This is a genomic window from Streptomyces sp. SAI-170, from assembly GCF_049739565.1.
Taxonomy (GTDB): Bacteria; Actinomycetota; Actinomycetes; order Streptomycetales; family Streptomycetaceae; genus Streptomyces.
In genome coordinates this window covers 4,370,030-4,388,565 of record NZ_JBMGQD010000001.1, presented here as the reverse complement: position 1 = coordinate 4,388,565, position 18,536 = coordinate 4,370,030, and the positions used below count along the sequence as shown (strand labels likewise).

Sequence of the window (18,536 nt, the reverse complement as noted above, 5' to 3'; positions counted from 1 at the left end):
GCCGGGGACAGCGTGGGTCCTGCCGGAACGGTGGGTTCATGGCAGTAGACAGATGCTTGGGTTCCGCTCGAAGATGATCACTGCCTGGCCGCCTCCGAGCCCCCGCACTCCTGCCGAAGGACCCGTATGCCCGCCGCACGTCCCAGTCGCCGGTCCGTACATCTGTGCCGTGCGCTCGGGATCGGTGTCGCGGCGCTGATGCTCGCCGGCTGCGGTGGTGGGGAGGACACCTCTGGCGCCCCTGGCGCCCCTGGCGCCCCGGGCGCCTCGGCTCCCGCCGCTCCCGACGCCCCCACCCCCGTCGCCTCGCCGCCCCGCCTCGGTGCGATCCCCGTCCTGTCCGACACCGCCCGTCTCACCTTCCCCCTGGACGCCTACGACCACCGGCCCTCCGACCAGGCCCTGCTGGAGCGGGCGCAGGACGAACTCGCCGTGCGGTGCATGGCGCGGTACGGCTTCGACTACGTACCGCCGGAGCGGACCGCCCACACGACCCGGCCCCTGAACGCCCGGGTCTTCGGGGTGGTCGACGCGGAGGAGGCCGCCCGGTACGGGTATGGCGATCCCGCGGCCGGTGACCGGCGGGCGCCGGCCGGCGCGGAGCTGTCCGAGGAGGGGCGGCTGACGCTGTACGGGGAGCGGGTGCCTCCGGCCGAGATGCCGATGAGCCAGGAGGAGGCCGAGCGGGAGGGCGGCAGCGGCCGGAAGGTCGGCGGGAAGGCCGTGCCCGTCGGCGGCTGCAACCGCGAGTCCTATCTCAAGCTGTACGCGCCCACGGCCGACTCGGTCGACATCATGTTCGTCTTCAACCTCAAGGCCCAGTCGAAGGCGCAGAGCGAGGCCGACGCGCGCGTGCGGCGCAACGACGCGGCGTGGGCCGCCTGTATGCGGACGGCCGGCTACGACAAGGCCGCCGACCCGATGAAGGCCGTGCAGCAGCTCGGGCTGCAGGACGCCCCCTCGGGGCCCGCCGCGATCGCCGCCGCGCAGGCGGACGTGGCCTGCAAGAAGAAGGTCAACCTCGTCGGCGTCCGGTACACGGTCCAGTCCGCGTACCAGAAGCGGCTCGTCGCCCAGCACGCCGCGACCCTCGAACTCGCCAGGAAGCAGCAGGCGGACCGCTTGAAGCGAGCGGCCGGCCTGACCCGCTGACCGGCGTGGACAGAAACAGCTGACAGAAACACCGACCAGCACCGCACAGGGCGCTGTCAGGTATGACGCGTTCATGAAGAAGGGGTACTCATGTTCAGCACCACCGGCTCCCGCATAGGCCTCACCGTCGGCTCCGTCGCCGCCGCCGTCGGCATGACCCTGCTGACCGCCGGCCCCGCCTCGGCCCTCACCGAGAAGAACGGCCTGCTCACCCAGTACGAGATGGGCTTCTACTACAACTCCGACCAGGGCGGCTGCGTCTTCGACATCTTCTACCCGGACTCGAACTTCAGCGGCGACGTCTTCAAGGGCTCCTGCGCCGGCTCGGGCCAGAGCGTCAACAACAACGCGGCGTCGTACCACAACATGGACGTCAGCCAGTGGTCCGTCTACACCGGCTCCGACTACTCGGGCACCGTCGGCTACATCCCGGCCGGCTACGCGGGCAACGCCTCCTCCACCTTCAAGAACGCGATCAGCTCCGCCCGCCCCACCGGCTGATCACCTCTCTCTCCCGCCTCGAACCCGCCGGGCATGCTGCTCGGCGGGTTCGTCCGCCGTACACGGCGCAGGAATGCAAAAAGCTCAGGGAGTCCGGCCGATATCGGATATCGACCGAACTCCCTGAGCAGAGAGCGGAGGCGGAGGGATTTGAACCCTCGATGGGCTTTAAGACCCAAACCGCATTAGCAGTGCGGCGCCATAGACCGGACTAGGCGACGCCTCCAGCACAACCCATCCGCGCGAGCGCGAAGGGCGCGTGCAGATGATGACACAGTCGAGCGTCGTGTCACCAATCGGCTCCCACGGTACTAGGCAGGCGGCCCGCAGGGCAAAGGGCTTCCCGGCCCATGCGCGTCCCGGCCCGCCGGGCGCAATGTCCGGCCCCGCCGGGCGCAACGTCCGGCCCCGCCGGGCGCAACGTCCGGGGCCCCGGCCGCGTTGGGCAGGGCATGTCACACCTCTCCTCTCGCACCCTGATCTCCTCTCGCACCCTGAGCAGGCTCGCCCTCGTCGCGCTCGCCGTCCTCGGATCGGCGCCCGTCGCCTCCGCCGCGCCCTCCCCGGCCGCGCCGCCGCCCCTGGAGGGCGACCGGCTGACCGTCACCGTTCGGGACGCGCGTGGCGCGGTCGACGGGACGTACGAGGTGACCTGCCGGCCCAGCGGCGGCAGCCACCGCGATCCGGCCGGGGCCTGCCGGGCCCTGGAGCAGAACACCCGGTGGGGCACGGACCCCTTCGCGCCCGTGCCCGACGGCAGCGTCTGCACGATGCAGTACGGCGGGCCAGCCACCGCCCATGTGACGGGAGTGTGGGCCGGGCGGCCCGTCGACGCGCGGTTCGACCGCAGCAACGGCTGCGAGATCGAGCGCTGGGACCGGTTCGTGCCGCTGCTGCCCGCGGCGGGCGGCTGACCGGGGTGACCAGGGCACACGCGCGCGTACACGTCTGTGGAGGCCCCGTGCGGGTCTCGCGCCCGGCCGGTGCGGGTCTCGCGCCGAGCTGTCCCCGGGTCGTGCGACGTCTGCCGTATCGGGCGTCGCGAGCGCAACGTCAGCCCTTAGACTCCCTCGCGTGACACCCCGCGGGCCGGTTGGCAAGATGGCCCGAGCGGTCGGCAAGGTGCGGTAACAGGAGGGAAGCGTCTCGTGAGCAGCAGGCCACCCCGAGGCGCTGCTCGCCTCGCAGCCATACTCGACGCCCTGCCCGACGCGTTGGTCCTGGTCAACGCCAACGGCACCGTCGTCAACGCCAACGCCATCGCGCTGGAGGCGTTCGAGGCACCGGGTACGGCACTCGTCGGGCGCGGGCTGCTCGATCTGCTGCCGGAGTTCGACTCCAAGCTGATCCCCGGCTCCATGCGCCGCCCGGACCACGTCGACCCGCGCGCCCGCACCCGGCCCACCCGGATGATCGCGCGCCGCACCGACGGCTCGGAGTTCCCGGTCGAGGTCACCAGCGCGAATCTGGAGAACGGCCAGCAGGCGTACGACAATTACGGCTACGCCGCCGACGAGCTCCTGATGCTCGTCGTGCGCGACCTCACCGGCACCATCGACACCGAGGCCGAGCTGGCCCGCTCGCAGCGGCAGACCGAGATGATCCTGCGGGCCGCCTCGGAGGGCGTGGTCGGCACGGACACCGACGGCCGGATCGTCCTGGTCAACCCGGCCGCCGCGCAGATACTGGGCTACCGGGCCAGCGACCTGGGCGGCAAGGAGCTGCACACGCTCGTGCTGCACTCGCGCGCCGACGGCTCCCCCTTCCCGTACGACGAGTCGCCGCTCGCCGACACCCTGCGCTCCGGGCGCAAGCACCGGGTGCGCGGGCAGGTGCTGTGGTCCAAGAGCGGGGAGAAGGTCTCCGCCGACATCACCACCGCTCCGGTGCGCGACGGCGACCAGCTCGTCGGCGCCGTCCTGACCTTCGCCGACCGCCGTCCCTACGACACCCTCGTCGAGGAGAAGGTCGCCCTCGAGGCCGCGCACGCCGAGGAGCTGGAGCGGCTCGCCGAGGAGCACGCCGCCGAGCTCACCGCGCTGCGCGAGCAGCACGCCGCCGAGCTGGAGGAGCTGCGCGAGGCGCACGCGGAGGAGCTGGCGGCCGGCGAGGACCGGTACGCCGCCCTCGCCGAGCGCGAGAAGGACCGCCACGAGGCGCTGGCCGCCCGGCACGAGCAGTTGCTGACGCTGCTCGGCGGCTCCCTGCGCGGGCCGTTGGACGAGCTGCGCCGCGAGCTGGCCGCGCTCGCGGCCGACGACGCCGGACAGCTGTGGCCCGAGGCCAACCAGGTCCTGCACCACCTCTCGGCGGGCTACTCCCGCATCACCACCCTCATCGACAACGTCCTCGGCTACCAGCGCCTCGACGCGGGCAGCGGCCAGATCGCCCGTACGAAGGTGATGCTCGACTCCGTCGTCGCCGCGGGTGTCGACGGGGCCGTGGAGCTGATCGGGCCCGGCCGTGTGCAGTTCGCCGTGCACGCGCCGCCCATCGAGGCCGAGGTGGAGCCGGCCCTGCTGGCCACCGCGCTGGCTCACCTGGTCGCCGACGTCGCGGGCGTCGACGCCACCGGCAACGCGCCCGTGTCCGCGGGCGGCTACATGGACAACACGGTCGTCGTCGCGGCCGCCCAGCGCGGCGAGGTCGTCCGCATCGAGGTGCGCGGGCCGTACGCCGGGGGAGACCCGGTGCACGAGCCGATCGTCCGCGGGATCGTGCGCGCGCACGGGGGCGTCCTGCAGACGCACGAAGTGCCGGGGATGAGCGGCAACGCGTACGTCCTCGAAGTGCCGATCGGCAGCGGCGCGGGCTCCGTTGCCGCCGAGGCCGCGCAGGCCCCCGTGCCGGAGGCGCCCACCGAGGCCGGGCAGACCTCGGGTGGCCGACGGCGGGCCCGGCGGAGCTCCACCGACGCGTTCCTGGACGCCGAGCTGCCCGGTGAGGTCCCCGGCGAAGTTCCTGGCGCGGCCGACGGCGGCACCGACACCGAGACGGGCGTACCGACCGGACGGCGCCGCAGGCGCGCGGCCGCCGTGGCGGACGTGCCGCAGCCGCAGGCACCCGCCGCGCTGGAGGCCGCGGAGCCCTCGGGCAGCGGTACCGGGCGGCGCCGCGGGCGTCCGGCGGAGCCGGCGGGCGGTGAGACGGCCGACGCGACCGCGGGGGCCGGTCTGCCGGTGCCGCACGGGGCTGCCGTGGCGGTGAACGGCGTCGCCGAGGGGTCCGTCGTCACCGCCGACGAACATGCCGCGGGCACCGCGGCCGTCGGGACCGGACTGGGCGGGACCGTGCCGCCGCAGGGCGTGCCCGCGCCCACCGGCCGGCGGGCCCGCCACGCCCCCGACCAGCACGCGCTGCCGGCCGCGCTGCCCTCGGCGTCCGCCGAGCCGGCCGAGGCGGGGGCCCTGGAACTGGCCTCCGGAGCGCAGCCCACCGGGCGCCGCCGGCGTGCCCTCGCGGCCGCTCAGGAGCGGGCGAACGCGCAGGAGGCGGCGCCTCGCACGGTGTTCGCGCTGCCCCCCGCGGACGCGGACCGGCCGGCCGACGACACCCCCCAAGCCCCCGGTGCCCCCGGCGGTCAGCCCCTGCCCGCACCTGCTCCGGTGCCGGCACCGGCACCGGTTGCCACCCCCGCCCCCGTCCCCGCGCAGGGGCTCCCGTCCGCCCTCCCCTCCGACGACGACGGACGGCACGACGCGGTCCCGCACGACCAGTCCGCCGACCACACCCCGCCGCAGCCGCACCCCACGACCGCGCCCACCGGACGCCGCCGCCGCGCCGTGGCGCCGCCGTCCGCCGAGGGCGTCCCGGTCCAGCAGCCGGACAACGCGGCGGGCCAGGTCAGCGTCCCGGCCCAGGCCACGCACGGCGAGGCCATTCCGGCGGCTCCGGGCATGCCGACGCCGCCCCAGGGCACGCAGGCTCCGCACGGCACGCACGGCCAGGGCGTCCCGGTCACGGGCACCCACGGCCACGGCACCCCCATGGCCCCGCCCCAGCCCCTCCCCGCCCAGGGCACTCACGGCCACGGCGTCCAGCTCGCCCCGGCGCAGACGGTCCCGGCCCAGCAGGCCCCGCCCGCAGCCCAGTCCCAGCCCGCGCCCGCCCCGGCCCAGCCCCTCCCGGCCGCGGCTCCGCTCCCCGCGGAGGCGCCCGCGACCCCGGCAGCGGGCACCCCCACCCCGGCGGCGCCGCTGCCCCCGGCCCAGGAGACGCCCGGCACCCCGGCCGCGGGCACCCCGAGGCCCACGACCTGGCCCCCCGGCGCCCCCGCGGCGCAGCCGCTGCCCGCCGAGGCCTCCGCCCCGGTGGACCCGAACTCGACGCAGGGCCGTGCCATAAGCGTGCGCACGCTGGGGCAGGGTGTGCCGTTCACCCGGCAGGCCGAGCAGGTGCAGCAGCCCCAGCCGCTGCCGACGGCCACTCCGGCCCCGCACCAGCCGGGCGGCTCCGGGCGACGCCGCAAGCTCGGCACGCCCCCGGACCCCACCGCCGTACGACAGGGCGACGGACGGCCGGAGCAGTCGGCGCGGCCGCATCCCCAGGCCGGGCAGACGCCGGCCGGGCAGACGCCGGCCGGGCAGCCGTTGCCGGGCGCGAACGCGTCGGAGGGCGCGGGGCGGTCGTACGCCATAGGCGCTCCGGACGAGAACGCCGCCGAGGGGCCCGAGCCGCTGGACGGGCCGGGCGGTGCGGTGGAGGTCGCGGACACGCCGCGGCCGCAGCCGATGGACGACGAACTGCCGCCGGAGCCGCTGGACAATCCGCGGCGACTGCTGGTGTGGCCCGCGCCGGACGTCAGCACGCAGCAGGCGCTGAGCGACCGCGGGTACCGGCCGGTCGTCGTGCACTCGCGCGAGGAGGTGGACGCGCAGATCGCGGCGTTCCCGGCCGCGCTGTTCGTCGACCCGCTGACCGGGCCGATCACCCGGACGGCGCTGCAGTCGCTGCGGCAGGCGGCCGTCACCGCCGAGGTGCCGGTCATGGTGACGGCCGGTCTGGGACAGGCCACGCGCGAGGCGGCGTACGGCGCCGATCCGGCGGTCCTGCTGAAGGCGCTGGCGCCGCGCGACAGCGAGCAGCACCCGCCGCGGGTCCTCCTCATCGAGGAGCACGCGGAGATCGCGCTGGCGCTGACGGCGACGCTGGAGCGGCGCGGGATGCAGGTGGCGCGGGCCGCGAGCGACGCCGACGCGGTGGCACTGGCGGGGCAGTTCCGGCCGAACCTCGTGGTGATGGACCTGATGCAGGTGCACCGCCACCAGGCCGGGATCGTGGACTGGCTGCGCGCGAACGGGCAGCTCAACCGCACCCCGCTGGTGGTGTACACGGCCGCGGTCGACCCGGCGGACCTGCCGCGTCTGGCGTCGGGCGAGACGGTGCTGTTCCTCGCCGAGCGCTCCACGAGCGCCGAGGTGCAGGCCAGGATCGTCGACCTGCTGGCCCGGATCGGGACCAACTAGGGCCTACGTCGCGACCAGTCTGCGTGCCGCTTCCTTGATGGAGGCGCGCAGGCGGTCGGCGTCGGTGTCCTCGCCGCCGACCAGGATCCGCTTCATCTGCGGGACGACGGCCGCCCAGTTGGCCATCGCGACGAGCAGGAACAGCAGGTCGCGGGCGGGGATGGCGTCGCTGATGATCCCGCGCTCCTGGCCGTCGCGGAGGGTGGCGACCTTGCGGGCGTAGTGGTCCTGGCGTTCGGCCTCGTCGGGCAGTTCGCGGGTGCCGTACTCCAGGCCCTCCCAGAAGAGCAGGCGCAGCAGCTCGGGGTGGGCGGCGTGGTAGTCGAGGAGCCGGTCGATCCAGGCGTCCATGGCGTCGGGGAGGACGGGGACCGCGGCCGCGAGGTCGAGCATCTTCTTCTCGAGGACGTGGGTGAACAGCTCGGCCTTGTTGCCGAAGTAGGCGTAGATGAGCTGCTTGTTGGCCTTGGCCTCGGCGGCGATGCGGTCGATGCGGGCGCCCGCGATGCCGTGGCGGGCGAACTCGGCGACGGCCGCGTCGAAGATGCGGGCCCTGGTGGCCTCGGGGTCCCTGACTGCTCCCATGGGGACAGGGTAGCGGCGGCGGCCGCATAACCAACTAGTTGGTTGACAAGGAATTCGCGGGCGGAGCATGCTGTTGCACCTCACGTTCCAACCAACTGGTTAGTTATTGGAGCCGGCTCGAAGGGAGCCGCTCGGAAGAGCCGCTCGTCGAAGCCGCTCGGAAGAGCCGCTCGCCGGAGCCGCGCTCGAAGGAGGAGTCCTTCCCGATGCCGTCAGTGACGTCAGCGACCCCCACCAGGACTGCGCACACGGCCCCGCCCCGGACCGCGCCCGCGCTCTTCCTCACCCTCCTCGCGGTGGCCAGCGCGGTCACCGCGGCCAACATCTATCTCGCCGCCCCGCTGCTCTCCCTGATCGCCCGCGACTTCGGCTCGGCGCCCTCGGGGGTGGCCTGGATCGCCTCCGTCGCGCAGGCCGGTTACGCCCTCGGCCTGCTGTTCTTCGCCCCGCTGGGCGACACCGTCAACCGGCGCCGACTGGTCATCGGCCTGACCGTGCTGACCACGGCCGCGCTGACCGCCAGTGCCGTCGCACCCGGCGCCACCGCGCTCGCGGCCGCCGTGTTCGTCACCTCGGCCGCGACGGTCGTGCCCCAGCTGCTGGTGCCGCTGGTCGCCGAACGCGCGCCCGCCGAGCGCCGGGGACGTCATGTCGCGGCCGTGATAGCGGGGCTGTTCACCGGCATCGTCGGCGCGCGGGTGCTGGGCGCGCTGGTCGGCGAGGCCTTCGGCTGGCGCTGGGTCTTCGCGGGCGCGGGTGCGCTCACGCTGGTGCTGGGCCTGGCCACGGCGGTCGTCCTGCCCTCGCAGCACCGCCCGCGCACGGGCTCGCTGCTCTCCGGCATCGCCGCGCTGCCGGGTCTGGTCCGCCGCTCGCCCGAGCTGTGGCGGGCCAACGTCCGGCAGGCCGGCATGTTCGGCGCCTGGAGCGCGCTGTGGACCTCGCTGACGCTGCTGCTGACCGGGGAGCCGTACCACCTGTCGACCGCGGCCGCCGGGCTGTTCGGCCTCTTCGGGCTGGCCTCCGCCGTGGTGGCGCTGCCCGCGGGCGGCCTGGTCGACCGCTTCGGCGCGGCCAAGGTGGTGCGCGGGGCGTACCTGCTGGCGGCGCTCTCCGTCCCCCTCTTCTGGCTGGGCGGGCACGTCATGCCGGCCCTGTTCGCCGCCGCGCTCCTCATCCACGCGGCCCTCGTCGCCGCGCACGTCGCCAACCAGACCCTCGCCCTGACCTCCACCAGCACCCCGGCCGCCGCCAACACCGCCTACGTCGTCTCCGGGTTCGCGGGCGGCGCCGTCGCCTCCGCACTCGCGGGCCCCGCCTTCGACCGGTTCGGCTGGAGCGGGGTGGCGGGGCTCGCCGGGGTGTGGCTGGTGCTGGGGTGGGGGCTGACGGCCGTACGGGCCAGGCGCGGGTGAGAGGGCTGAGGCGACAGGAGTCGCAACAGGAGTCACAGGGGTAACTCACGTAGCTCGTACAACCCCTGTCGTCTCTCGTATGTCTGAGCGAGCGGCTGGCACCGATGTGCCTGCCGCTCTGTTCATCAGGAGGGACTTCCTTGGCTTCCGTTCGCACCACCCGTCGTCGTCTCGGCGCCTGCGTCGCCACCGTTCTCGCCGTGACGGTCGGGGCCGGTGCCCTGGCCGCGCCCGGGGCCGTGGCCGCGCCCGCCGCCGTGACCGCGTCGGCGACCGCCACTGCCGCCGCCGACGTGGCGCAGCTGCCCCTCGACGCCGAGATCGTCAGCACCGGCGACAGCGGCTACCTCACGTCCCGCAAGGACGAGGCCGGCAACCCGCTCCTGGAGTGGCACACGTACGCCGACGGCTCGGTGCTGCCGGTCGGCCACGGCATCGTGGGATACGACAGCCAGTCGGACATCGTCGTGACCGGCGACGGCGGCAGCACGGTCTTCCTGCAGAACATGACACCGGGCGCCGGAGGGACCACGGTCTCCTTCGACCTCGCGGCCGAGTTCGCGCCCGGGTCGAAGCTCGTCGGTGTGGCCGGCGAGAACCTGTTCGTGAGCGTGCCGACCACCGGGGACTACCACGAACTGTGGCAGCTCACCCATGTCGACGGGCTCGCCAAGAAGACGAAGCGCTCGGCCAACCCCTACAGCATGGACTTCAAGGTCGTCGCCTCCACCAGCGACGTCCTGCTCGTCCTGAGCAGCAACCGGGTGTTCCCGAGCTCGGCGACGTACCGGACCGAATTCTGGCGGACGCGCACGACCGTCGACAGCGGCCAGACGCTGGAGTCGGGCAGCAGGTGGAGCACCGCCCGCTGGACGCAGGAGTCGACGGGCGCCTACAGCGCCGACTACGAGGCGGCGGTGGAGTACCGCTCCGGGGTCACCGAACTCGTCGTGGACGGGACGTACGCCCACCAGCGGTTCGCCATGGACAGCTCCATGAGTGGGGCCGTCATCGCCGGCATCAGCCAGGACACGCTGCTCTACGGCGTCCCGGGCAAGGCCGACGCCGAGACGCTGAGCCCGCTGTACGCCCGGAGCATCAAGACCTCCACGGCCGCGCCGTACAAACTCCTGGAGCACTTCTCCAGCGTGGCCCACGCGCCGGACGGCAGCCTGCTCGTGCGCGGCGCCACGGCCGAGGCCGACGGCCTGTTCCGGATCTGGGACGGGGACGACGGCCGCCCGAGCGCCACCCTCGTGGCGGAGACCGGCCGGGTCCTGGCGGTGCAGGTGACCGACTCGCAGGTCCCGGCCTCGGTGAGCCTGGAGAAGCCGGGCACCGCGGTCCCGATGGAGTGGACGCTGTCCCGCCCGAACGCCACCGTGGACGTCACCCTCACGCACGTGGCCACCGGCAAAAAGCTCACGCAGCACCTGACCCAGCCGCTCTCCGGCAGCCGCTTCGGCTTCACCTGGGACGGCGTCCTGGACCGCATCAGCGCCCCGAACGGCGACTACGCCTGGCAGATCTCCGCCACCCCGGCCGACGGCATCGGCGGCCCGGCGACCGCCTCGGGGACGTTGCAGGTCACCCGGCAGGCCAACCCGCACGACCTCAACGACAACGGCTCGACGGACGTCCTCGCGCGGGACGCCTCCGGCGTGCTGTGGCGGGACGACCTCCTCGACTGGCCCTCGGGCGGCCAGGTCACCCCGGCCAAGCGCACGAAGGTCGCCACGGGCTGGCAGATCTACAACCGGATAGAGGCGGTCGGCAACCTCGGCGGCACGTCCGCGGGCGACGTCGTCGCCCGTGACGCCTCCGGTGTCCTGTGGCTCTACCAGGGCAAGGGCAACGGCACGTTCGCCTCCCGGCTCAAGGCCGGCACCGGCTGGCAGATCTACAACAAGATCACCGGCGGCAGCGACCTCACCGGAGACGGCCGTTCCGACGTCCTGGCCACGGACACCTCCGGCGCACTGTGGCTCTACAAGGGCACCGGCAGCGCGACCACCCCCTTCACCGCACGCGTCAAGGTCGCCACCGGCTGGCAGATCTACAACCAGATCACCGCCCTCGGCGACATCGCAGGCACCTCGGCCGGCGACCTCGTCGCCCGCGACACCGCCGGCGTCCTCTGGCTCTACCAGGGCAACGGCAAGGGCGGCTTCACCGGCCGCGTCAAAATCAGCACCGGCTGGAAGGGCTTCTCCCACCTCGTCGGCACCGCCGACGTCACCGCCGACGGCCGCCCCGACCTGATCGGCTACGGCCCCAACGGCACGTACGTCTACCGCTCTACGGGCTCGGCGACGACCCCGTTCACCCGGCAGACGACGGGGCTGTACGCGGGCGAGGCGGGCAAGTTCAACCACATCGCCTGACACGGCGGCCGGGCGGCTCCTGGCTCAACTCGCCGTACTCGGCCCGATCATCTCTACGCACTCACCGAGCGCCCCGTACAACGCCGGTACGAACGCAGCGAGTTCGGCATCGGAAGCGTTCCCCGCGTCCAGTACCGCGCCGACGACAGCCAGGAGCGCGGCGGCGGAGTGAAGGGCATGAGCGTCAGCCAGGGTGTCGAGGAAGCTGCCGGGTCGTGTGACGGCGTAGCTCTCCTTGCCCGTGGCCGGGTCGACACCGAGGCTGCGCAGACGGGAGGCGCTCATACGGCGACCTCCAGGGGGACGCGGTCCCAGGCGTCGAGGTAGGGACGGACCAGAGGGTGGCCGTCCATGAAGACGACGTCCGGGTGGGGGCTGGGCACATGCATGGTGCGGGGCGGGATGCTCGGGGCGGGTACATCCGCGCGGTGCCTTCCGCGGGGAGGCAGGAGAAACCGCAGGAGCGCGGTCAGTAGGCTGCGCACAGGTCGACTCCAGTTCAGTCGGCTCAGCCCCGGCGCGGAAGCTCTCACCCTTCCCGCCGGGGCGCTTCTGTTTGCAGCGAGCGTACTGGACAGCAGAGAGCGGTAGGTAGTGGTTGGTAGTAGTAGTGAGTAATGCGCAGTGGAAGGGAGCGGCATACGGTCAAACTGTGGACACAATCAGCCCCAACTCGCCGCAGTACGTGTACGAGCAGCTGGCCGCGATCATCGAGCGGAAGATCCGCTCCGGCGAGTACCCGCCCGGCACCCGGCTGCCCGGCGAGCTGACCATGACCCACGACTACAAGGTCGGCCCGGGCACCGTGCGCCGCGCGCTGGGCATCCTCCGGGACCAGGGCCTGGTCGTGACGGTGCGCGCACGCGGATCGTTCGTGGCCGACCCACTGCCGCCCACTCCGGACGCCCCAGCATGACCCTTGATCGCACGCGTCCCCTCTGGCGCCAGATCGCCGCGGAGATCATCCGACGGATTCAGGACGGCACATACCCGCCGGGCGCCCGCGTGCCCTCGACGCTGGAGATCGCCCAGGAGTTCGGCGTGGTGAACGCTACGGCGGCCAAGGCCATGAAGTTCGTGCGGGAACAGGGGTGGACGCGGGGCGAGGTCGGGTTGGGCACCTACGTGGTGGACCACCTGCCACCCTCCCCCGAAGCCTCCGCATGACAGACAGCCCCCGGCACGCTGCACGCGCCGGGGGCCGCTTCGTCGTACGGGTACGTCAGCCGAGCTGCGTCACATCCAGCTCGCCCTCCGCGTACTGGCGGCGCAGGACCTTCTTGTCGAACTTGCCGACGGACGTCTTGGGCACGGACTCGATGAGGGTCCAGCGCTCGGGGAGTTGCCACTTGGCGATGCCGCGCTGGTCGGCGAGGAAGGTGCGCAGGGTGTGGAAGTCGGCGGTGGCGCCTTCCTTCAGGACGACCGTGGCCAGGGGGCGTTCGCCCCACTTGTCGTCGGGGACGGCGACGACCGCGGCCTCGGCGACCTCGGGGTGGGCCATCAGGGCGTTCTCCAGTTCCACCGAGCTGATCCACTCGCCGCCGGACTTGATGACGTCCTTGGCGCGGTCGGTGAGGGTGAGGAAGCCGTCCGGGGAGATCGTGCCTACGTCGCCCGTCTTCAGCCAGCCGTCCTCGCTGAACTTGTCGGCGGGGCGCAGGGGTTCGGCGTCGGGGCCGTTGTAGTAGGCGCCGGCGATCCACGGGCCGCGGACCTCCAGCTCGCCCGCGGACTCGCCGTCCCAGGGCAGGCGCTCGCCGCCGGGGCCGCTCAGCCGGGCCTCGACGCTCGCCGGGAAGCGGCCCTGGGTGAGGCGGTAGGCGAACTCGCGGTCGGTGCCGACGGCTTCGGCGGGGGGCCGCGCGATGGTGCCGAGCGGGGAGGTCTCCGTCATGCCCCAGGCGTGACAGACCCGCATGCCGAGCTTGTCGAAGGCCTCCATCAGGGCGGGCGGACAGGCCGAGCCGCCGATGGTGACCTGGACGAGCGTCGAGACGTCACGCGGCCGCGCGGTCAGCTCCGCGAGGAGGCCCTGCCAGATGGTGGGGACGGCGGCGGCGTGCGTCGGGCGCTCCTGCTCGATCATCTCCGCCAGCGGGGCCGGCTGCAGGAAGCGGTCCGGCATCAGCATGTTGACGCCGGTCATGAAGGTGGCGTGCGGCAGGCCCCAGGCGTTGACGTGGAACTGGGGGACCACCACGAGAGACGTGTCCTCGTCCGTGAGACCCATCGACTGGGTCATGTTGACCTGCATCGAGTGCAGGTAGATCGAGCGGTGGGAGTACACCACGCCCTTGGGGTCGCCGGTCGTGCCGGAGGTGTAGCACATGGCGGCGGCCTGGCGTTCGTCCAGCTCGGGCCAGTCGTAGGCCGTCGGCTTGCCCGCGATCAGATCCTCGTACTCGTGCACCTGCGCGGAAGTCTGCGCGAGCAGCGAACGGTCGCCGGGGCCGGAGACGACCACGTGCTCGACCGTCTTCAGGTGCGGCAGCAGCGGGGCCAGCAGCGGCAGCAGGGAGCCGTTGGCGATGATCACCCGGTCGGCGGCGTGGTTGACGATCCAGGCCAGCTGCTCGGCGGGCAGCCGCAGGTTCAGGGTGTGCAGGACCGCGCCCATGGAGGGGATCGCGTAGTACGCCTCGACGTGCTCGGCGTTGTTCCACATCAGGGTCGCGACCCGTTCGTCGCCCTGTACGCCGAGGTCCTCGCGCAGGGCGTGCGCCAGCTGGGCCGCGCGGGTGCCGATCTCGGCGTAGGAGCGGCGGTGCGGTTCCGCCTCACCCGTCCAGGTGGTCACCTGCGAGGTCCCGTGGATCGTCGACCCGTGGGTCAGGATCCTCGAGATCAGCAGCGGTACGTCCTGCATGGTGCTCAGCACGGCGTCCTCCCGGGGGCGACATTGCCTACGCGGCGGTAAGGGATGCGCTGATTCTGCGCACATACCGCGCGGTATGTCACTAGGAAGAATGATCGATCAGATCCGAGTCGCCGCGGAGATCGCCTCAAAGGTCGCCCCGGAGGCCCGTCCGCTAGCGGACAAACCCCAGCTCCGCGTCCTCGCGCAGCTTGCCCAGCGCCCGGGAGACCGCCGACTTCACCGTGCCGACGGACACGCCGAGCACCTGCGCGGTCTGCGCCTCGCTGAGGTCCTCGTAGTAGCGCAGCACGACCATCGCCCGCTGACGCGCCGGCAGCTTCATGATCGCCCGCCACATCGCGTCGTGCAGCGCCTGCCGCTCCGCGGTGTCACCCTCACCGGGCAGCGGCTCCGGCTCGGGCAGCTCGTCGCAGGTGAACTCGTCCACCTTGCGCTTGCGCCACTGCGAGGTGCGGGTGTTCAGCAGGGCGCGGCGCACATAGCCGTCGAGCGCGCGGTGGTCCTCTATGCGCTCCCAGGCGACGTACGTCTTCGTGAGCGCGGTCTGCAGCAGATCCTCGGCGTCGCTCGGGTTCGACGTCAGCGACCGCGCGGTGCGCAGCAGCACCGGGCGGCGGGCCCTGACGTACGAGGAGAACGACGGGTACGTCGCGTACGGCAGCGCCCGACCCGCCGGTCGGGCCGTCTCCGGGGCGCTGGTGCAGACGAGTGTGGTCATGCACTCCACGCTAGGAGCGCGGTCGCGCACGCGGATCGGCCGCAGGTCCCGAAGCGCGGTCCCCCTCAGGTTGTAGGGGTGGGGCTGGCTCCACCTCCTGTAGGTGGACGGGGGGTGGAGGGCGGTGCGGGATGGTCTCAGGGTGGACCCTGAGGACAGACCGGGGCATGACGTCCGGAAACAGCCCGGGGCTCAGCCGTCCCCCACGAGCACCAGCCCCGAGGTCGGCACCCCCGTCCCCGCCGTCACCAGCACCCGCCCCGCCCCCGCCACCTGATTCACCGAGGTCCCGCGCAACTGCCGTACCGCCTCCGCGACCCCGTTCATGCCGTGCAGATACGCCTCGCCGAGCTGGCCCCCGTGAGGGTTCAGGGGCAGGCGCTCGTCGGAGACGAAGGCGGCGGCCTCGCCGGGCCCGCAGAACCCGTAGGCCTCCAGTTGCATGAGGACGAACGGGGTGAAGTGGTCGTAGAGGATGCCCACGTCGATGTCGCCCGGCCCGAGGCCCGCCCCGCGCCACAGCTGCCGCGCGACGACCCGGGCCTCGTCCAGCACGGCAGGGTCCCCGCGGTGGAAGCCGGTCATCTGCTCCTGGCCCCGGCCCGCGCCCTGGGCGGCGGCCGCGACGACGGCCGGCGGGTGGGGCAGGTCGCGGGCGCGGTCGAGGGAGGTGACGACGAGGGCCTGGCCGCCGTCGGTCTCCTGGCAGCAGTCGAGCAGCCTGAGCGGCTCGGCGATCCAGCGCGAGGCGGCATGGTCGGCGAGGGTGATCGGGCGGCCGTGGAAGTGTGCGGCCGGGTTGGTCGCGGCGTACCGGCGGGCGGCGACGGCCACGTGCCCGAACACCTCCGCCGTCAGCCCGTGCACATGCAGATAGCGCTGCGCGGCCATGGCCACCCAGGAGGCCGGGGTGAGCAGCCCCGACGGCATCACCCAGCCCAGCGCCACGCCCTCCGCGGTCGGCTCCCGGTGCCGTACGCCGGAGCCGAAGCGGCGGCCGGAGCGCTCGTTGAAGGCGCGGTAGCAGACCACGACCTCGGCCGCGCCGGAGGCGACCGCGAGCGCCGCCTGCTGCACGGTCGCGCAGGCCGCGCCGCCGCCGTACGGGACGCGGGAGAAGAAGGACAGCTCGCCGATGCCGCAGGCCTGGGCGACGGTGATCTCGGGGCTGGTGTCCATGGCGAAGGTGACCATGCCGTCCACGTCGGCGGCCGTCAGCCCCGCGTCCGCGAGCGCGGCCCGCACCGCCTCCGCCGCCAGCCGCAGCTCGCTGCGCCCGGAGTCCTTGGAGAACTCGGTCGCGCCGATCCCGGCGATCGCGACCCGCGTGTTCACCAGGTCACCTCCGCGGTGGCCGTGACATGCCGCCCGGCCGCGTTGTCCCCGCTCACCCGGACCACGGCCCGCCGGCCCTCGCTCTCCTCGACGACGCCGGTCAGCCGCAGCGTGTCGCCCGGATGGGCGGGCGCGCCGAGGCGCAGGGCGAGGCTGCGCAGCACCGCCGTAGGGCCGAAGCGGTCGGTGACGTACCGGCCGACCAGGCCGTTCGTGGTGAGGATGTTCAGGAAGATGTCGGGTGCGCCGCCGCGCCGGGCGGCCTCGGGGTCGTGGTGGACGTCCTGGTAGTCGCGCGAGGCGATCGCCCCGGCGACGACCAGCGTCCGCGTCACCTCGATCTCCAGCGGCGGCAGCCGGTCCCCGGCCCTCATGCCGCCGCCTCTCGCACCCGGAACACCGGCACGGTCAACTCCTCGTCGCAGCGCAGGAACTCCAGCCGCACCGGCATCCCGATCCGCACCTTGTCGTACGGCACCCCGACCAGGTCCGCGACGATCCGCACGCCCTCGGCCAGCTCGATCAGGCCGACGGCGTAGGGAGGGTCGAAGGCCGGGAAGGGCGGATGGTGCAGGACGACGTAACTGAAGACCGTGCCCTCCCCGCTCGCCCGTACGGTGTCCCAGTCGGGCGAGCCGCAGTCCGGACAGCCCGGCAGCCAGGGGAAACGCAGCGCGCGACACGCGGCGCACCGCTGGACCAGCAGCTCGTGCCGGCCGACGCCCTCCCAGTAGGCGGCGTTGTCGCGGTTGATCACGGGGCGCGGGCGGCGCTCCTTCCGGGTTCCGCGCGGCGCGTACTTGAGGATGCGGAAGCGGTGGACACCTGCCAGGCGGCCGTCCGCGCGGATGTCGGTCCGCGTGGTGACGAACCAACCGCTGCCCAGCCGCGTCGACTTGGGCCCGGTGACCGACTCGACGACGGTGTCGAAGGTGACCGTGTCGCCGGGTCGCAGCGGCAGCAGGTACTCCTGCTCGCAGTCGGTGGCGACCACGGAGGTGCAGCCGGCCGCGTCGAGCAGCGCGAGCAGCTCCTGGTAGGCGTCGGTGCGGGCCTCGTGGCCGCTGAGCCCGCCCATCGTCCACACCTGGAGCATGGCGGGCGGTGCGACGGCGTCGGGGCCGGTGTAGGCGGGGTGGGTGTCGCCGAGGGCCTCGCACCAGTGCCGGATCATGGGCGCGTTGACGGGGTCCTTGCCGGTCGCCCCGGCGACGGCGGGCCGCCCCTCGTAGGCCTTCAGCCGTACGGCCAGGTCGTCGGTCACGGCGTACCCCCCTCCCGGACAAGGGCCGTTCGCACGACAGTTTCTGACTGTCCGTCAGATACGTACGGGTGTCAAGAACACGACCGCGCGGCGGCGCCGAAGCACCGCCGCGCAGTCGCTGTCACACCCCACGGAGCACACCGCACAGGGGGCTGGGCCCCCTCAGCTCACCACCACAGCGGGGTGAAGCCGACGGACACGTTGTCGTTGCCCTGGTTGATCCCGGTGAAGGCCGAGCCGTCGACCTGGGCGGTGTTGCTCTGGTTCGAGGCGCCGGAGCCGATCGCCTGCTGCTGGGTGGTGGACGAGTTGCCGTTGTTGTCCCCGCCGACGCCACTGCCGACGATGCCCTGGAACGCGTTGGTGACGGCTGCGCTGGATCCGTTGTCCGCGAAGGCGCCGTTGTCCGCCACCGCGACACCGGAGAAGAGGGCGGCCGCGAGCGGCAGAGCGGAGAGGGCGGCGATGACGCGGGCGGTACGGATGCTTGCCATGTATTTCCTCCAGAACCAGGTTCGCACCGGCCTGTGCGGCCGTTCATGCGTGAAGTACGGCTTGTACCAAGGCAGTTGGCCGACCGCCTCGGTGCTGTGCTCGACGTCGCGAGTCCAGAGTTGCCCACCGAATCCCCGGCGAACCATCACGGAAGCCCCGATTCGCCCTCAAGCGTGATGACAAGTCGATAAACCCCTTTCAGCACCTTTCCCGCGCCGAGATCCGCAGGCCAGGGCTGTTCGGGTGACTCACACCCAAGCGCCGCAAGGGGTGAAGCGTTCCGGCACTCACCGGCACTTTCCGGCCGCCCTGGGCGCGCCGCACCGACCCCTCTTCCCTTC

At 73.0% G+C, this 18,536-nt stretch carries 16 protein-coding genes and 1 tRNA gene; 8 read left to right on the top strand and 9 right to left on the bottom strand.

Annotation, left to right across the window (positions count from 1 at the left end):
* Positions 1–126 precede the first annotated feature (126 nt).
* Positions 127–1,152 carry a hypothetical protein gene (locus RKD23_RS19545; protein ID WP_424854830.1) on the top strand — a complete coding sequence of 342 codons (1,026 nt, stop codon included), beginning with the start codon at positions 127–129 and terminating at the stop codon, positions 1,150–1,152.
* A gap of 90 nt (positions 1,153–1,242) precedes the next feature.
* Complete coding sequence (locus RKD23_RS19540) at positions 1,243–1,653, top strand: peptidase inhibitor family I36 protein (RefSeq protein ID WP_404036713.1); 411 nt, start codon at positions 1,243–1,245, stop codon at positions 1,651–1,653.
* Between the two features lie 135 nt (positions 1,654–1,788).
* Here the strand turns inward: RKD23_RS19540 and RKD23_RS19535 are convergent.
* A tRNA-Ser gene (locus RKD23_RS19535) sits at positions 1,789–1,879 on the bottom strand.
* 226 nt (positions 1,880–2,105) lie between these two features.
* On the opposite strand from RKD23_RS19535, the gene RKD23_RS19530 reads away from it, so the two are divergent.
* Both RKD23_RS19530 and RKD23_RS19525 read left to right on the top strand, forming a co-directional pair.
* Positions 2,106–2,567, top strand: a complete 462-nt coding sequence (locus RKD23_RS19530; RefSeq protein ID WP_424854829.1) for an SSI family serine proteinase inhibitor — start codon at positions 2,106–2,108, stop codon at positions 2,565–2,567.
* Positions 2,568–2,801: 234 nt separating this feature from the next.
* Positions 2,802–7,118, top strand: a complete 4,317-nt coding sequence (locus RKD23_RS19525) for a PAS domain-containing protein (protein WP_424854828.1) — start codon at positions 2,802–2,804, stop codon at positions 7,116–7,118.
* A 3-nt stretch (positions 7,119–7,121) separates the two neighbouring features.
* Here RKD23_RS19525 and RKD23_RS19520 read toward each other — a convergent pair whose 3' ends face one another.
* Positions 7,122–7,703, bottom strand: coding sequence for a TetR family transcriptional regulator (locus tag RKD23_RS19520; RefSeq protein WP_424854827.1), 582 nt, complete (start codon positions 7,701–7,703; stop codon positions 7,122–7,124).
* Between the two features lie 206 nt (positions 7,704–7,909).
* Here RKD23_RS19520 and RKD23_RS19515 point away from each other — a divergent pair, with 206 nt between their 5' ends.
* Both RKD23_RS19515 and RKD23_RS19510 read left to right on the top strand, forming a co-directional pair.
* Positions 7,910–9,118 (top strand): MFS transporter, encoded by a 1,209-nt coding sequence (locus RKD23_RS19515; RefSeq protein WP_404036727.1) that lies wholly within the window; start codon positions 7,910–7,912, stop codon positions 9,116–9,118.
* 140 nt (positions 9,119–9,258) lie between these two features.
* Positions 9,259–11,502, top strand: a complete 2,244-nt coding sequence (locus RKD23_RS19510; RefSeq protein WP_424854826.1) for an FG-GAP-like repeat-containing protein — start codon at positions 9,259–9,261, stop codon at positions 11,500–11,502.
* A gap of 24 nt (positions 11,503–11,526) precedes the next feature.
* Here the strand turns inward: RKD23_RS19510 and RKD23_RS19505 are convergent, their stop codons facing one another.
* Positions 11,527–11,787 (bottom strand): hypothetical protein, encoded by a 261-nt coding sequence (locus RKD23_RS19505; protein ID WP_424854825.1) that lies wholly within the window; start codon positions 11,785–11,787, stop codon positions 11,527–11,529.
* Between the two features lie 367 nt (positions 11,788–12,154).
* On the opposite strand from RKD23_RS19505, the gene RKD23_RS19500 reads away from it, so the two are divergent.
* Both RKD23_RS19500 and RKD23_RS19495 read left to right on the top strand, forming a co-directional pair.
* On the top strand, positions 12,155–12,418 hold the full coding sequence (locus RKD23_RS19500) for a GntR family transcriptional regulator (protein WP_424854824.1): 264 nt from the start codon (positions 12,155–12,157) through the stop codon (positions 12,416–12,418).
* Positions 12,415–12,669 (top strand): GntR family transcriptional regulator, encoded by a 255-nt coding sequence (locus tag RKD23_RS19495; RefSeq protein ID WP_424854823.1) that lies wholly within the window; start codon positions 12,415–12,417, stop codon positions 12,667–12,669. Before RKD23_RS19500 ends, RKD23_RS19495 begins: the two co-directional genes overlap by 4 nt.
* A 55-nt stretch (positions 12,670–12,724) precedes the next feature.
* On the opposite strand, the gene RKD23_RS19490 is transcribed toward RKD23_RS19495, so the two are convergent.
* The 6 genes from RKD23_RS19490 to RKD23_RS19465 all read right to left on the bottom strand — a co-directional run bounded on the left by RKD23_RS19490 (position 12,725) and on the right by RKD23_RS19465 (position 18,194).
* The gene (locus RKD23_RS19490) at positions 12,725–14,371 is read right to left on the bottom strand and encodes a long-chain fatty acid--CoA ligase (RefSeq protein WP_424858285.1); all 1,647 of its coding nucleotides are present in this window, start codon (positions 14,369–14,371) and stop codon (positions 12,725–12,727) included.
* A gap of 163 nt (positions 14,372–14,534) precedes the next feature.
* Positions 14,535–15,101 carry a SigE family RNA polymerase sigma factor gene (locus RKD23_RS19485; RefSeq protein WP_404036738.1) on the bottom strand — a complete coding sequence of 189 codons (567 nt, stop codon included), beginning with the start codon at positions 15,099–15,101 and terminating at the stop codon, positions 14,535–14,537.
* Positions 15,102–15,293: 192 nt separating this feature from the next.
* The gene (locus tag RKD23_RS19480) at positions 15,294–16,436 is read right to left on the bottom strand and encodes a lipid-transfer protein (protein WP_424854822.1); all 1,143 of its coding nucleotides are present in this window, start codon (positions 16,434–16,436) and stop codon (positions 15,294–15,296) included.
* Entirely contained in the window at positions 16,433–16,810 is a 378-nt protein-coding gene (locus RKD23_RS19475) for a MaoC/PaaZ C-terminal domain-containing protein (protein WP_424854821.1), read from the bottom strand. Before RKD23_RS19475 ends, RKD23_RS19480 begins: the two co-directional genes overlap by 4 nt.
* Positions 16,807–17,700 (bottom strand): bifunctional MaoC family dehydratase N-terminal/OB-fold nucleic acid binding domain-containing protein, encoded by an 894-nt coding sequence (locus tag RKD23_RS19470; protein WP_424854820.1) that lies wholly within the window; start codon positions 17,698–17,700, stop codon positions 16,807–16,809. The genes RKD23_RS19475 and RKD23_RS19470 overlap by 4 nt, the downstream gene beginning before the upstream one ends.
* Before the next feature lie 167 nt (positions 17,701–17,867).
* Positions 17,868–18,194, bottom strand: a complete 327-nt coding sequence (locus RKD23_RS19465; protein WP_424854819.1) for a hypothetical protein — start codon at positions 18,192–18,194, stop codon at positions 17,868–17,870.
* Positions 18,195–18,536 lie beyond the last annotated feature (342 nt).

Bases quoted from the DNA above. Each gene is read 5' to 3' on its own strand.
- RKD23_RS19545 (WP_424854830.1), top strand. From the start codon at position 127: ATGCCCGCCGCACGTCCCAGTCGCCGGTCCGTACATCTGTGCCGTGCG.
- RKD23_RS19540 (WP_404036713.1), top strand. From the start codon at position 1,243: ATGTTCAGCACCACCGGCTCCCGCATAGGCCTCACCGTCGGCTCCGTC.
- RKD23_RS19530 (WP_424854829.1), top strand. From the start codon at position 2,106: ATGTCACACCTCTCCTCTCGCACCCTGATCTCCTCTCGCACCCTGAGC.
- RKD23_RS19520 (WP_424854827.1), bottom strand. From the start codon at position 7,703: ATGGGAGCAGTCAGGGACCCCGAGGCCACCAGGGCCCGCATCTTCGAC.
- RKD23_RS19515 (WP_404036727.1), top strand. From the start codon at position 7,910: ATGCCGTCAGTGACGTCAGCGACCCCCACCAGGACTGCGCACACGGCC.
- RKD23_RS19505 (WP_424854825.1), bottom strand. From the start codon at position 11,787: ATGAGCGCCTCCCGTCTGCGCAGCCTCGGTGTCGACCCGGCCACGGGC.
- RKD23_RS19495 (WP_424854823.1), top strand. From the start codon at position 12,415: ATGACCCTTGATCGCACGCGTCCCCTCTGGCGCCAGATCGCCGCGGAG.
- RKD23_RS19490 (WP_424858285.1), bottom strand. From the start codon at position 14,371: ATGCAGGACGTACCGCTGCTGATCTCGAGGATCCTGACCCACGGGTCG.
- RKD23_RS19485 (WP_404036738.1), bottom strand. From the start codon at position 15,101: ATGACCACACTCGTCTGCACCAGCGCCCCGGAGACGGCCCGACCGGCG.
- RKD23_RS19475 (WP_424854821.1), bottom strand. From the start codon at position 16,810: ATGAGGGCCGGGGACCGGCTGCCGCCGCTGGAGATCGAGGTGACGCGG.
- RKD23_RS19465 (WP_424854819.1), bottom strand. From the start codon at position 18,194: ATGGCAAGCATCCGTACCGCCCGCGTCATCGCCGCCCTCTCCGCTCTG.